14 protein-coding genes are annotated in these 12,874 nt (G+C 62.6%); 7 read left to right on the forward strand and 7 right to left on the reverse strand.

The window, feature by feature from the left end:
• Nucleotides 1-126: 126 nt before the first annotated feature.
• From AC1D05_RS14130 to AC1D05_RS14145, 4 genes are all read right to left on the reverse strand, one after another.
• The gene (locus AC1D05_RS14130) at nt 127-798 is read right to left on the reverse strand and encodes an outer membrane protein (protein WP_477441349.1); all 672 of its coding nucleotides are present in this window, start codon (nt 796-798) and stop codon (nt 127-129) included.
• A gap of 148 nt (nt 799-946) precedes the next feature.
• A complete protein-coding gene (locus tag AC1D05_RS14135; protein WP_477441350.1) occupies nt 947-1,930 on the reverse strand; it encodes a 2-hydroxyacid dehydrogenase in 984 nt (327 codons plus the stop codon).
• Entirely contained in the window at nt 1,927-2,949 is a 1,023-nt protein-coding gene (locus AC1D05_RS14140) for a LacI family DNA-binding transcriptional regulator (protein WP_081850252.1), read from the reverse strand. The genes AC1D05_RS14135 and AC1D05_RS14140 overlap by 4 nt, the downstream gene beginning before the upstream one ends.
• 78 nt (nt 2,950-3,027) lie before the next feature.
• Complete coding sequence (locus AC1D05_RS14145) at nt 3,028-3,912, reverse strand: DMT family transporter (protein WP_477441352.1); 885 nt, start codon at nt 3,910-3,912, stop codon at nt 3,028-3,030.
• Nucleotides 3,913-4,388: 476 nt separating this feature from the next.
• On the opposite strand from AC1D05_RS14145, the gene AC1D05_RS14150 reads away from it, so the two are divergent.
• Nucleotides 4,389-5,627, forward strand: a complete 1,239-nt coding sequence (locus AC1D05_RS14150) for a multidrug effflux MFS transporter (RefSeq protein ID WP_477441625.1) — start codon at nt 4,389-4,391, stop codon at nt 5,625-5,627.
• Between the two features lie 4 nt (nt 5,628-5,631).
• On the opposite strand, the gene AC1D05_RS14155 is transcribed toward AC1D05_RS14150, so the two are convergent.
• On the reverse strand, nt 5,632-6,039 hold the full coding sequence (locus tag AC1D05_RS14155; RefSeq protein ID WP_477441627.1) for a DUF2000 family protein: 408 nt from the start codon (nt 6,037-6,039) through the stop codon (nt 5,632-5,634).
• Nucleotides 6,040-6,091: 52 nt separating this feature from the next.
• Here AC1D05_RS14155 and AC1D05_RS14160 point away from each other — a divergent pair, with 52 nt between their 5' ends.
• Nucleotides 6,092-6,964 (forward strand): AraC family transcriptional regulator, encoded by an 873-nt coding sequence (locus tag AC1D05_RS14160; RefSeq protein WP_477441354.1) that lies wholly within the window; start codon nt 6,092-6,094, stop codon nt 6,962-6,964.
• A gap of 9 nt (nt 6,965-6,973) precedes the next feature.
• Here the strand turns inward: AC1D05_RS14160 and AC1D05_RS14165 are convergent, their stop codons facing one another.
• Nucleotides 6,974-7,444, reverse strand: coding sequence for a MarR family winged helix-turn-helix transcriptional regulator (locus AC1D05_RS14165; RefSeq protein WP_477441356.1), 471 nt, complete (start codon nt 7,442-7,444; stop codon nt 6,974-6,976).
• Nucleotides 7,445-7,867: 423 nt separating this feature from the next.
• On the opposite strand from AC1D05_RS14165, the gene AC1D05_RS14170 reads away from it, so the two are divergent.
• The 4 genes from AC1D05_RS14170 to AC1D05_RS14185 all read left to right on the forward strand — a co-directional run bounded on the left by AC1D05_RS14170 (nt 7,868) and on the right by AC1D05_RS14185 (nt 10,861).
• The gene (locus AC1D05_RS14170) at nt 7,868-8,932 is read left to right on the forward strand and encodes a CobW family GTP-binding protein (protein ID WP_477441357.1); all 1,065 of its coding nucleotides are present in this window, start codon (nt 7,868-7,870) and stop codon (nt 8,930-8,932) included.
• An 82-nt stretch (nt 8,933-9,014) separates the two neighbouring features.
• Nucleotides 9,015-9,293 carry a type II toxin-antitoxin system TacA family antitoxin gene (locus tag AC1D05_RS14175; RefSeq protein ID WP_477441359.1) on the forward strand — a complete coding sequence of 93 codons (279 nt, stop codon included), beginning with the start codon at nt 9,015-9,017 and terminating at the stop codon, nt 9,291-9,293.
• Nucleotides 9,290-9,817 (forward strand): GNAT family N-acetyltransferase, encoded by a 528-nt coding sequence (locus AC1D05_RS14180; RefSeq protein ID WP_477441361.1) that lies wholly within the window; start codon nt 9,290-9,292, stop codon nt 9,815-9,817. Before AC1D05_RS14175 ends, AC1D05_RS14180 begins: the two co-directional genes overlap by 4 nt.
• A gap of 69 nt (nt 9,818-9,886) precedes the next feature.
• Entirely contained in the window at nt 9,887-10,861 is a 975-nt protein-coding gene (locus AC1D05_RS14185; RefSeq protein ID WP_477441363.1) for a WD40 repeat domain-containing protein, read from the forward strand.
• Nucleotides 10,862-10,876: 15 nt separating this feature from the next.
• Here AC1D05_RS14185 and AC1D05_RS14190 read toward each other — a convergent pair whose 3' ends face one another.
• A complete protein-coding gene (locus tag AC1D05_RS14190) occupies nt 10,877-11,329 on the reverse strand; it encodes a hypothetical protein (protein WP_477441364.1) in 453 nt (150 codons plus the stop codon).
• Nucleotides 11,330-11,486: 157 nt separating this feature from the next.
• Here AC1D05_RS14190 and AC1D05_RS14195 point away from each other — a divergent pair, with 157 nt between their 5' ends.
• Complete coding sequence (locus AC1D05_RS14195; RefSeq protein WP_477441366.1) at nt 11,487-12,866, forward strand: aspartate aminotransferase family protein; 1,380 nt, start codon at nt 11,487-11,489, stop codon at nt 12,864-12,866.
• Nucleotides 12,867-12,874 lie beyond the last annotated feature (8 nt).

Below are 12,874 nucleotides of genomic sequence, written 5' to 3' on the forward strand. Positions count from 1 at the left end.
AATGATTTCAAAGGGTTAAGCTGACGTTAATAAATATGGCAACACGCCTTTGGGCCGCCGGACAAGGCGGGCGTTCCAGAACAGGGGCGGCATTGCTCCCGCCCCTCGGGTCGCGACTAGCTTCTATCAAAACTTGTAGCTGAAGCCGACGCGGACAGCCTGGGTCTTTACATCGGTCGGATAGTTGAAGCCGCTGTCGGTCGCCGGATTGTCGGTGAAGGTGCCGAAATCACTGTAGCGATACTCAACGCGGGTCGTCCATTTTGGCGAGAAAGCATATTCGACGCCGGCGCCCACGGTCCAACCCGCCTTGGTGTTGGATGTGCTGTCGGTCGTCGCGCCGTCATCGTAATCGGTGTGGAAGTGAGCCACGGCCAGGCCACCCGTGGCGTAGAGCAGGGCCGGTCCCGTTGCGTAGCCAAGGCGCGCCCTCAGCGAACCCTGGACGTCGATTTTGGTCTTGATGGTGCCAGCAAACACCGAATCCACTGAACCGCTCGCTCCCGAGCCCTCAATATCGCCTTCGACGCCAAGAACATATGAATCGAAGGCTTGATTGTAGCCGAGGTGAATACCACCGAGCACGCCGTTGGATTTCCACGAATCGGACCAATCGGAAAAGCCGCTCACTTTCGAGGAATCGTGGCTGTCGACATCCCCCCAGCCATACCCAATCTGAGCGCCGACATAGGCGCCGGTCCAGTCATAGGCAACGGGAGCCGAGACAAGCGCATCGGCGGCGATAGCGCTGCCTGAAACGACGACCAGCATTGTCGATGCAAGAAGAAAAGTTTTCACGTAGCGCCCCGCTCGTTAGCTGTTGGCAAAATACCTTGCTTCAGCCGCGTATCAAGCGCGTATCAGGATGCCGAGGTGTCAGAAGCAACCGATTCCCGACCTATGGTTGCAGATCTGCCACGTTTCGCGGCTTATTTGGCCAATCTTGTTAGGTCCTGACCTTCACATGCACCGTTTCCGGCACCGGTGTCAGGGGTCGGCGGTCTGTGAACCATGACACCAGATTGTCGACACACAGATCCGCCATGGCGCGGCGCGTGTGCTCCGATGCCGAGCCGACATGCGGCAACAGCGAGGTGTTGGGCGCATCGAGCAGCGCCTTGGGCACATTCGGTTCGTCGGCGAAGACATCGAGCCCGGCGGCAGCGATGGTGCCGTCGGCAAGCGCTGCCGCAAGTGCTGCCTCATCGACCGTGCTGCCGCGGCCGATGTTGACGAAGACGCCGTTGGCGCCGAGCGCCGACAGGATTTCGGCATCGACCGCCTTCTGCGTCGAAGCCCCGCCAGGCGCCACCGAAATCAGCGTATCGACCGCTTCGGCCAAGCCCTTCAGCGTCGGGTGGTACTGGTAGGAAAGGCCTTCGATACGGCGCCGGTTGTGGTAGGCGACCGGCAGGCCGAACGCCTCAAGCCGCCGGGCAATGGCCTGCCCGATGCGGCCCATGCCGAAAATGCCGACGCGGCGGGCGCGCAAGGTCAGCCGGCTCAGCGGATAGTTGCCCTTGCGCAGCCAGCTGCCGTCGCGCAACCAGTTTTCCGCGCGTGGCAGATCGCGGATCGTGTTGATCAGCAGCCCGATCGCGGTGTCGGCGACCTCCTCGGTCAGCACGTCGGGCGTGTTGGTGACCATAATGTTCTTCGCCGCGGCATGGCCAACATCGACCGAGTCATAACCGACGCCGAAGGAGGCGATGAGTTCGAGATTGGGCAAGGCATCCATCATCGCCGCGCTGATGCCGGCAAAGGAGGCAATGCCGCGCACCGTGCGGCGCATCTCCTCGGTGACGAGCGCCGGATCGGCACGTTCGATCCTGACCTGGTTGAAAGTACGGTCGATACGCCTGACGGCATGGTCGCTGAAGTCGGCCGGCACCAGAATGGCGACGGCTTGCAGCTGTTCGGCCTTGGTCATGCACGCTCCACCGGCTTGCCGGTCGACTGGCGCACATGCAGTTCCGGCTTGATCAATTCCTGCGAGGGCCGCACCGTCTGCCCGTTGAGCTTGTCGAGCAGCGCGCTGGCGGCGCGGCGGCCGACCTCGCGCTGGCCGTTCCAGACGGTGGTCAGCGCCGGCGTGGCGATCGCCGCCTCCTCGAGATCGTCGTAGCCGGTGACGGAGATGTCGATGCCCGGCACCAGGCCAGCACGGGCAATACCATTCATCAGGCCGATGGCCACAAGATCGTTCCAGCAGCAGGCGGCGGTCGGCTTGTCCTTCAGCGCCAAGAACTGCCCGGCGGCCTCGAAGCCGGCCTGTTTGGTGCGCGGGCCGGCGATGCGCCAGGACGGCCTGACCTCCAGGCCGGCCGCCTCCATGGCGTTGACATAGCCCTGGTAGCGATCGCGGCCCGTCGAAGTCTGGTCGGTGCCGCCGATCATGGCGATGCGCTTGTGGCCAAGCGAGATCAGATGATTGGTGGCTAGGCCTGTTCCGTAGGAGTCGTCGCCGCGAAAGACCGGCACGTCGGCGCCCTCGACGGTGCGGGCGATCAGCACCGCCGGCAGGCCATTCTCCTCGGCCATCAGGATGTCGGAGGCCGGCGTGCCGATGGCCGGCGACATGATGACGCCGTCGGCGCCGAGCTGCAGCAGCGTATCGATGAAGGTGCGCTGCTTTTCGAGCTGATCGTAGTGGTTGGACAGGATGAAGGTCTGACGGCTGCGGTCGAGCTCGCTCTCGATCGAACGCAGGATTTCGGCGAAGAACGGGTTCATGATGTCGTGCACGACGACGCCGACGATGCCCGAGCGCGAGGTGCGTAGGCTGGCGGCGCGGCGGTTGTAGATGTAGCCGATGGCGCGCGCATGTTCCTTGATGCGGTCGCGCGTCGAGCCGGCAACCAGCGGGCTGTCGCGCAGCGCCAGCGACACGGTGGCCGTGGACACGCCGAGTGCATCGGCGATCGTCGAAAGCTTGATTTTTTGTGCCAGCGCTTTGCGCTCCCCGAACGATCTGAATTCCGACCTAAACTGTTTAAAGGCGGCGTTATGCCACCGATCGGGGGCAAATCAAAGTTTTTTTGCCAACGCCTCGGCCTCGACATCGGAGGCCGCGCGGCTCTGCAGCCGAAGCCGATGCTCGCGGTGGACGATGTAGAGGCCGCTGGCAACGATGATGGCGGCGCCGACCAGCGTCCAGCGGTCGGGGAACTGCTTGAAGACGATCCAGCCGGAAATGATCATCCACACCATCTGCGAGTAGGGATAGGGCGCCAATGCCGTGGTCGTCGCCAGCCGATAGGCCTGCACCAGCAGCCAGTGTCCGACACCGCCGAAGACGCCAAGCATGAGCAGCACGAACCAGTGCCAGCCATCATGCGGCAACGAGAAGGAAAACGGCAGCATCGGTAAAAGCAGCACCGCCGGCGCGAGTGCGGAAAAAAGGATCAGGCTTTCCGACGTCTCGGTCGCCGACATGCGGCGCGTCATGATCACGTAAAAGCAGTTCGACAGCATCGAGCCGAGCGCGAAGAGGTGGCCGATGCCGAAAACGCCGACACCTGGCCTTGTGATGATCAGAACCCCGGCGAAGGCGGCCAGGATGGCCAGCCAGCGCCGCCAACCGGCCCATTCGCCGAGCAGCGGGCCGGCAAGTGCGGTGATCACCATCGGCCCGAAGAAATAGATCGATGTTGTCTCGGCCAGCTGCAGGGAGCGCAGCGCCAGGATGTTGCACATGGTCGAGCCGAACAGGAACACACCGCGCAGCACATGCGCCGGCAAGTTGACCGGACGAAACCGCATGGGTTGGCGCCAGCCGCGCAGCAGCGTACCGACCAGCACGACATGCACGGCAAAGCGCACCCAGGCGACGATCAGCGCGGAAACGCCGGCCAGGACAAGATATTTGCTTGAGGTGTCGAGGAAGGTGAAGCAGACATAGGTGGAAAGCATGCACAGGATCGCCACGGGCGGCGTCGCGCTTTCAACTTGTTTTGGGAGAGCACTCACTTGCAGGCCGGGGGAAAAGCTGGGCTGGAGCCCACCTTTGCGGGAATTGTCGCTTGCCGGCAAGCCAAAAGCGTCTGGCACAACAAGACGCGTCGGCAGGCTTAGCCGGCCCTCGTCTCGCAAGTGATGGCCCAAACCGCTGCCCCCGCTCGGGCCAAGGTGACCGGCTACATGCATTGTCTCTGTTGTCGATCGACGTCGAAAGCATGCTGCCTTGACGACATGCGGCTTTCCGCCTAGCTCTGATGCCATGATCGCAATGGCTTTGATCGTCGTAAGGGAGCGCATGGGCAGGATGGTGTAACCATCCGGCGGAAGCACCCATGCGCGGTAAGCAGGCTCCTGACGGGGCCTTTTTTATGCCCGGAGTTTGGGCCGCCTCGTCAGACTTCAATCCCACCGACAAGGCGAGCGAGATCATGACGAGCGATACCCCCATTCGGAGTCCGGGCACAGACATAGCCGGGAGAGCGATAATCTCCGAACCCGCTGCTCCACCCCGACTGATTACCCTTATCCTGCTTTCGGCTCTTGCCGTGTTGCCGGTGAACATGATCTTGCCGTCGCTGCCGAATATTGCCGCAACGTTCCAGGCCGATTTCGCATTGGTCAATCTGTCGGTTGCCGGCTTTGCGGTCATCACCGCCGTCATCGAGGCCATCGGAGGCGCACTATCGGACCGATTTGGGCGCAGGCCGGTCGTCTTGATCTCTCTGTCTACCTTCATCATCGCGTCCATTGGCTGCGCTCTGGCTCCCAATATCGGCATTTTCCTGCTGTTTCGCACGATGCAGGCGTGCATCGGCCCCTGCTATTCCGTCGCTCTGGTCATCATCAAGGAGACATCGGATGAGCGCGAAACCGCCAGCAAATTTGGTTATCTCGCCATGGGGTGGGCGCTCGCGCCCATGGTCGGTCCTCTGTTTGGCGGGTCATTGGATGAACTGTTCGGATGGCGGTCAAGCTTCGTTGTCTTCGCGATCCTCGGTGCAGCCGCCTTCGCCTTATCGATGCGCGAGATCAGAAGAACCCCATTGTCGAGAGCGCACAGGAACTACCTTGCCTCCTACAGGCTGCTCCTGAGTTCGGCGCGGTTTTGGGCCTACACACTGTGCATGGCCGCCTCGATGGGGGTGCTTTATGTCTTCCTGGGCGGAGCCCCATTGGTCGTCGGTGACGCGCTCGGTGGATCAAGCGCAAAGCTCGGCTTCTACATGGGATTGGTCCCTACCGGCTTCATTCTCGGCAGCTATCTGGCCGGGCGCTACGCCTCGAAGACCTCGCTCGGCGCCACGCTTGTTTTTGCGCGCCTCCTGACCTGCGCCGGCCTGTTGACCGGTCTGGTGCTGTCGAGCTTTGGCATCACTCACGTCCTGGTCTTCTTTGCACCTTGCGTGTTCATCGGCATCGGTAACGGATTGACCATGCCTGCCGCCAACAGCGGCGCCTTGTCGGTACGACCGGCTCTGGTTGGCACCGCCGCAGGACTGACCGCCGCAATGCGGATCGGTGGCGGGGCGCTGATAGCCTCCATCGCCGGCCTGTTCCTGGCGGATTCGATCCCTGCGCTGTTCATCATGATGCTGATATCGGCGGCACTCGCATTGTTGGCGGCGCTGTATGCCGCCCTTCTCGACCGGCGGCAGCCAACCGATTGATCCCCTATGCGTGCATGCGGGCGCCCTTGGTGATCTTGTCGACGAGCTTCTTCTCGGCACGCAGCGCGATGCCAACCACCTTGGCGTCTTCAGGCGCGAACTCGGCGAAGACGGCGCGGTTGGCGGCGTCGAAGCCGGTGGAAAACATCTCCTCGACATAGAGCGAGGTCGTCACGTCACGCTCCAGCGCGCGCCGGTGGATCGTGGCGAGCGTCGCCTGGACGGCCGAAAGCACGATGACCGGCTGGATCGACAGGGGATTGTAGAGATGGCCTGATCGGTCGCGATAGGGTTCGCCGATGATGTCGGGAAACTGCGCGACGATGCCGCTGGTCAGGAAGGCGGTGACGTTGAGCTTCTGCCAGACCGGCAGATCTTCCCTGAGCACGATTGCAAATTTCGTATCGAACATGAGAAAATGGACCATTCGAGGTTGTGCCCCGATGTCGGGGCTGAAGGAGACGATGTCGTTCGAATTAGACCGCCAGGCCTTCGAGGGTCTTGGACGTTTGTGCACTGATGCGGCGGAAAACTGCATCATCTCGGCTCCAGATCCTGCGGGTATGGAGCGGATCGAGGCGCGCTTTCACGGCAGTGCCTTCGATCTGCATCGCCACGATACCTATGCGATCGGGGTGACGCTGCAGGGCGTGCAGACCTTTCGCTATCGCGGCGCGACGCGGCTAAGCCTGCCCGGCCAAATCATCGTGCTGCATCCCGACGAATTGCATGACGGCGGCGCCGGCACCGAGGATGGGTTGCGCTACAGGATGCTTTATCTCGAGCCGTCGCTGATGCTGGACTGCCTTGGCGGCGCTTCGTTGCCCTTCGTCAGGGATGCCGTGGTGAGGGACGACGCTTTCTGCACCACGCTGCTTTCAGCGCTGGGACCATTGGAGCAGGAACTCGACGAGTTGTTCGTCGACGACTTCCTGGCGCAGCTGATGCAAAGCCTGACGCGGCATGCCGGCCAGCCGGCAAGGTCGATGACCAGGACGGCATGGCGGGCGGCGGCGCTGGCGCGTGACTATCTCACGGAGAACGCAATGCGCCCAGTGCGGTCCGGAGAATTGGAGGCAATCACCGGGCTCGACCGCTATGCCTTATCGCGGCATTTCCGCGCCGCTTTCTCGACCAGCCCGCACCGTTTCCTGGTGATGCGCCGGCTTCAGCGTGCGCGGCGGATGATCACCGCCGGCGAACCACTGGCGCAGATCGCGGTCGAGGCCGGCTTCACCGACCAGAGCCACTTCAACAGGCAATTCAAGAAGGCGTTCGGCATCACGCCAGGACGCTGGTCGTCGCTGATCCGGGACTCGGCCCCGGCAGCGGCCTGATCGTTGCGATCAGTCGTCCGACTCGGCGTTGTCGTCGATCAACACCAGTTCCTCGTTGGAAAGGTTGGCCTCGATGCGGGCAAGCAGCTTGAACAGCGCCTTCTGGTCCTTCTTGTCGAGGCCCTTCAGCGCCTGCTTTTCGGTCTTCTTCACCGACTTCTCGATGGCGTGGATGATGTCACGGCCTGTGTCTGTGAGGAAGATGTGCGCCTGGCGGGCATCGGCCTCGGAGGCGCGCTTTTCCAGAAACCCCTGGGCCTGCAGCCGGTTGATGGTCTTGGTGATGGTCGGCGGGCGCACGCCGAGGCGACCGGCAAGGTTGCCCGGTGTCTGGCCGTCCTCGCGGTCGAGCGCCAGCATGATCTGGTCCTGGCCGGCATAGAAGCCGTGCGCCAGAAGCCGGGCCGCCAGCGCGGTTCTTGCCAGCCTTGCCGCCGAATGCAGCCGGCTCATTGTTGCAGTCTTGTCCGCCTTGGCCATGGTCATCCCTCTTCGGCCGTACCGGTGCGTGCAGCATAGACGCAGCCGGCCGGTTGGCAATCGACGATCGAAAAGATTCCGGCGCTCCAAACAGCTTTGCCGGCAAGCATTGCGGTGTCCGCCGTCGTGATGCCAGATGTTTATTTCAGTTAGATGACAAACGAGTTTCCGTAGCGCCGGATTCACAGCAGCCACGACGCAGGCGCGGTCTGACGATCGGCAGACCCGGACAACACACCCTCTTTATCGTCTCGTCGCCGAAGAGGCGACCCTTCCCGTCGACAATAACCACAAGACAGGCCACACCGGCCGCTTTGGACCATTGGTTTGCCCCGTGCAAAAGCCCCGCACACATCCTATATGGAGCCGACAATCCCTTTTCGCGGCCTGGATTTTCAAGGCCCGGTCATTTTCGAGGCAACCATGAGCGATGCACAGACGCAGATCCCCGTAACCGTTCTCACCGGCTATCTCGGCGCCGGCAAGACGACGCTGCTCAACCGCATCCTGTCGGAGAACCACGGCAAGCGTTACGCGGTCATCGTCAACGAATTCGGCGAAATCGGCATCGACAACGACCTGATCGTGGAATCCGACGAGGAAATCTACGAAATGAACAATGGCTGCGTCTGCTGCACGGTGCGCGGCGACCTGATCCGCGTCGTCGAAGGCCTGATGCGCCGGCCGGGCCGTTTCGACGCCATCGTCGTCGAGACCACCGGTCTCGCCGATCCGGTGCCGGTGGCGCAGACCTTTTTCATGGATGACGACGTGCGCTCCAAGACCAAGCTTGATGCAGTGGTGGCGCTGGTCGACGCCAAACACCTGCCGCTCAGGCTCAAGGATTCCAAGGAAGCCGAGGACCAGATCGCCTTCGCCGACGTCGTCGTGCTCAACAAGACCGATCTGGTCACCCCCGAAGAGCTGGCCAAGGTCGAGGCGACGATCCGCGCCATCAATCCGGCGGCCAGGATCCACCGCACGACGCGCGCCGGCGTTGCCTTGTCGGAAGTGCTCGACCGCGGCGCCTTCGACCTGTCGCGGGCGCTGGAAAACGACCCGCATTTCCTCGAGGCGCATGACGACCACGATCATCACGACCACGATCACGATGGCCACGATCACCACCATCATGACCATGACGGGCATGATCATCATCACCACGACCACGCGCATCCTTCCGACATCCATGATGTGACGGTGCAGTCGGTGTCGCTGCGCGGCGGTGAGATGGACCCGAAGAAATTCTTCCCGTGGATCGAGAAGATCACCCAGATGGAAGGTCCCAACATCCTGCGGCTGAAGGGGATCATCGCGCTCAAGGGCGACGACGAGCGCTATGTCATCCAGGGCGTGCACATGATCATCGAGGGCGACCACCAGCGCGCCTGGAAGGACGGCGAGAAGCATGAGAGCCGGCTGGTGTTCATCGGCCGCGAGCTGGACGCCGAGCGGCTGAAGAAGAGTTTTGAGGCCTGCCAGGCCTAGGCGCGGTCACGCTGTGTAAGGAGGGTTGAATATTCCTAAATGTACACATATCATGTGTACATTTAGTGGCGAGGAATGACCCATGCCTAGATCAGCCGACAACAAGACCGAGCGCTACCAGATCCGCATTCCTCCGGTGCAAAAGGCGATGATAGCGCGTGCTGCTGCACTGTCTCATAAGGATATGGCCGGCTTCATCCTCGACAAGGTCGTGCCCGAAGCACAGGCCGTGATCGATGCAGCCGAGGTTACGAAAGTGGCGGACCGCGACTTCAAGCGCATCCTCGAACTTTTGGAGCACCCGCCCAAACCCAACGCCAGGCTCAAGGCAGCGATCGCCGCCTTGCCGGATACTCTGTGACGCTTCCGTCCTGGCACGAGGAGCCTATTGCCAAACGGCACGACCGGGCGTCCTTCGATTGTGGTGACGCGCAGATGAATGACTTTCTGCGACGATTCGCGCGACAGAGCCATGATCAGAACGCAGCCAAGACGTTCTGTGCGATTGATGATGTGGCTCCAGAACGGATACTCGGCTTTTACACAATCGCACCATCCGCCGTGGCTCATGAAATCGTTCCCGAGGCGATGACAAGAGGCTTGGCACGACACGAGGTTTCCGGCTTCAAGCTTGCCCGGCTCGCGACCGATCACCGCACTGCCGGGCAAGGCCTCGGAGGGCAATTGCTTGCCGCCGCAGCGTTGCGCTGCCTGCGGCTTGCTGGAGAAGGTGGTGGCATCCTGCTCATCATCGATGCCAAGAGCGAGCGGGCGGCTAAATGGTATGCCAGCTACGGAGCCGAACGCCTCCAAGGATCGGATTTGACCCTGGTGATGCCGCTAGCAACGTTCGCACCCGATCTGCGAGCCAAGGGACTGCTTTGACAATAGCCTCTTGCGTCGAGTAAGCCCGAGCCGGGTTTGCAATCTCGTCCCATTGAAACAAAGATAATCATGCCCACAGTCGCCCCGCTTGATCTCGAAGGCCATTGCGTCGCCGCCGTCTTCCTCGGCGACGTGCCGCATTTTGCGCTGGCCGACGGAGCTATCCATCGGCTCGACAATGGCCACAAGACGGTGCAGGCCAATGACGGGCTGCTCGCGGCCTTCCATGATACGGCGAACGACCGGCTGATCACCGGCGGTGAAGACGGCAAGGTGTTTGCCGTCAAGGCGGGCGGCGAAGCCACCGAACTGGCAAGCGCTGGGAAAAAGTGGATCACCAGCGTCGCCGCCGGGCCGCAAGGCGCCATTGCCTATGCCACGGGCAAGACCGCCTTCGTGCGCTTCGCCGATGGCAAGACACGGGAATTTGGCCATCCGCGTTCGGTCGAGGGGCTGGCGTTTTCGCCCAAGGGCATGCGCTTTGGCGTCGCCCGCTATAATGGCGCGACGCTGCATTTCCCGGCTGCCGAGGGCAAGCCGGTGGAGCTCGAATGGGCCGGTGCCCACACCGGCATCACCTTCTCGCCGGACGGCGCCTTCCTCGTCACCACCATGCAGGAAAACGCCCTGCATGGCTGGAAGCTGGCCGACGGCAAGCACATGCGCATGACCGGCTACCCCGGCAAGGTCAAAAGCCTGTCATGGAGCGTCAAAGGCAAATGGCTGGCGAGTTCCGGCGCTCCGGCGGCGATCGTCTGGCCGTTCTCGGGCAAGGACGGCCCGATGGGCAAGGCGCCGTTGGAACTCGGCACACGCGGCAACGCCATGGTGACGGCGGTCGCCTGCCACCCGAGCCAGGATGTCGTCGCCGTCGGCTATGACGACGGCATGGTGATGGCGGTGCGTTTTTCCGACGCCAAGGAAGTGCTATTGCGGCGACCCGGCAAGGGCGCCATCACCTCGATGATGTGGGACAAGGCAGAACGGCGTGTCGCCTTCGGCAGCGCCGCTGGCGACTGCGGCGTTATCGATATTACGGCGTAGCTTCAAGATCGCCGATCATTCGGCGCCGCAGGACACCTTGCCGGTCAACTCCGCTGGCTTGCCGTCCTTGTCCGTGTCGGCGGCATTGTCATAGACGGCAAGCGTGTACTCCCCATCATAGACGCCTTCGTCGCTGGCCTTGGTCAGGATTGTCAGTTCGACCGAATTGAAGGTGTTTGCCGCCTCGTACTCGCGGTAGATGTTGAGGCGCAGCTCCTTGGCGTCCAGCCAGTACTGGGTCAGGTTGGAATCCTCAAACACCGTCTTGCGCAATCCATCGCCAACCGGCCTCGCCTTGATTTCGAGATCGCCGCGAAAGTTGAAGGTCGGGCCGCCCATGCCTCTGGTGACGCCGGCGCCGACGTCGAATGTCACCGCCATATCGTCGACGTTGCACCAGATGCCGCCTGAGGCGAAGGCCGTGCTGACCGTCGACAGCAGCATTGCCGCACAGATGATCGTCCGCATTTTAGTCCCCCCACCTCAATTCCCGCAGCTATTGGCGCCGACTTCGGCAGCACGGTCAAGCGCCGCTGCCAAAGGCTGAGCCAATGCAGGGCCGACGCGCGGCCAATTGCGGTTGAGGCCGTGGATTGGCTAAGAGGTACGCACGAGAGGGGTTTCCATGCACAGCAACGACAGTTCGAGGACCATCGGCGGCATTAGCCGTGACCGCATTGCGCAATTGCGCGAGACCGAGGGCGCGGCTTTCCGAGCAGCACGGCCTAAATCGCAAGCCAAGGTCGGCAATGGCCTGCCCGGCTTCTTCGGCGGCGTGCCGATGCATTGGATGAACGACTGGCCGACACCGTTTCCGATCCTGGTCGACAACGCCAGGGGAGCTGCGATCACCGACATCGACGGCAACAAGCTCGATGATTTCTGCCTTGGCGACACCGGCTCGATGTTCGGCCATTCGCCGCCGCCGGTGGCGCGCGCGATCCGCCGCCAGGCCGGACGCGGCCTGACCTATATGCTGCCCTCGGAAGACGCGCTTGCCATCGGGCCGCTGCTGCAGCAGCGCTTCGGCCTGCCGTTCTGGCAGATCGCAACGACGGCGACCGACGCCAACCGCTTTGCGCTGCGCGTCGCCCGCGCCGTCACAGGGCGGGAAAAAATCCTCGTCTTCAACGGCTGCTATCACGGCTCTGTCGACGAGACGATGGTGCGGCTGATCGACGGCAAGCCGGTCAATCGGCCGGGACTGGCGGGCGAATTCCGCGACCTGACCCGCACGGCCAAGGTGATCGAGTTCAACGACATCCCGGCGCTCGAAGCAGCGCTCAAGGACAGGGATGTGGCCTGCGTCATCGCCGAGCCGGTGCTGACCAATTCCTGCATGGTGCTGGCCGATCCGGGCTTCCATGACGCGCTGCGTCGGCTGACCCGCGCAGCCGGCACGCTGCTCCTGATCGACGAGACGCACACCATCTCGACCGGCCCCGGTGGCTACACCAGGAAATATGGGCTCGATCCGGACTTCTTCGTGCTGGGCAAGCCAATCGCCGGCGGCGTGCCGGCGAGCGTTTGGGGCATGAGCGACGAGGTCGCCTCGCGCTACGCCGGCTACAACAGGACCAAGGAGCCTGGCTATTCCGGCATGGGCACGACGCTGTCGGCCAATCCGCTGCAATTCGCCACCATGCGCGCCACACTCGAAGAGGTGATGACGGCGGAGAATTACGACCGGATGGACCATCTGGCGCGGCGTCTGGATGCCGGGCTGACCGGCGTGATCGACCGCTATCGTCTGCCCTGGCATGTCGCCCGTGTCGGCGCCCGCGTCGAGTTCATTTGCGCGCCCGGCCCGTTGCGCAATGGCGCCGAGGCGGAGACGGCGCATGCGCCGGAACTGGAAGCCGCCATCCATGTCGCGCTGGTCAATCGCGGCGTGCTGATCGCGCCCTTCCACAATATGATGCTGATCTCGCCGGCGACGTCAGGTGCCCAGGTCAACCGGCTGATCAGCGCCTTCGCCGCGGTTGCGGCAAAGCTTGCGGCATGAGACAAGCG

It is taken from the genome of Mesorhizobium sp. P2_E9 (assembly GCF_056403815.1).

What these genes read in the sequence shown, in the direction of transcription:
- AC1D05_RS14150 (WP_477441625.1), top strand. Translation starts at nt 4,389, where the DNA reads ATGACGAGCGATACCCCCATTCGGAGTCCGGGCACAGACATAGCCGGG.
- AC1D05_RS14155 (WP_477441627.1), bottom strand. Translation starts at nt 6,039, where the DNA reads ATGTTCGATACGAAATTTGCAATCGTGCTCAGGGAAGATCTGCCGGTC.
- AC1D05_RS14185 (WP_477441363.1), top strand. Translation starts at nt 9,887, where the DNA reads ATGCCCACAGTCGCCCCGCTTGATCTCGAAGGCCATTGCGTCGCCGCC.
- AC1D05_RS14135 (WP_477441350.1), bottom strand. Translation starts at nt 1,930, where the DNA reads ATGACCAAGGCCGAACAGCTGCAAGCCGTCGCCATTCTGGTGCCGGCC.
- AC1D05_RS14195 (WP_477441366.1), top strand. Translation starts at nt 11,487, where the DNA reads ATGCACAGCAACGACAGTTCGAGGACCATCGGCGGCATTAGCCGTGAC.
- AC1D05_RS14190 (WP_477441364.1), bottom strand. Translation starts at nt 11,329, where the DNA reads ATGCGGACGATCATCTGTGCGGCAATGCTGCTGTCGACGGTCAGCACG.
- AC1D05_RS14165 (WP_477441356.1), bottom strand. Translation starts at nt 7,444, where the DNA reads ATGGCCAAGGCGGACAAGACTGCAACAATGAGCCGGCTGCATTCGGCG.
- AC1D05_RS14160 (WP_477441354.1), top strand. Translation starts at nt 6,092, where the DNA reads ATGTCGTTCGAATTAGACCGCCAGGCCTTCGAGGGTCTTGGACGTTTG.
- AC1D05_RS14175 (WP_477441359.1), top strand. Translation starts at nt 9,015, where the DNA reads ATGCCTAGATCAGCCGACAACAAGACCGAGCGCTACCAGATCCGCATT.
- AC1D05_RS14145 (WP_477441352.1), bottom strand. Translation starts at nt 3,912, where the DNA reads ATGCTTTCCACCTATGTCTGCTTCACCTTCCTCGACACCTCAAGCAAA.
- AC1D05_RS14170 (WP_477441357.1), top strand. Translation starts at nt 7,868, where the DNA reads ATGAGCGATGCACAGACGCAGATCCCCGTAACCGTTCTCACCGGCTAT.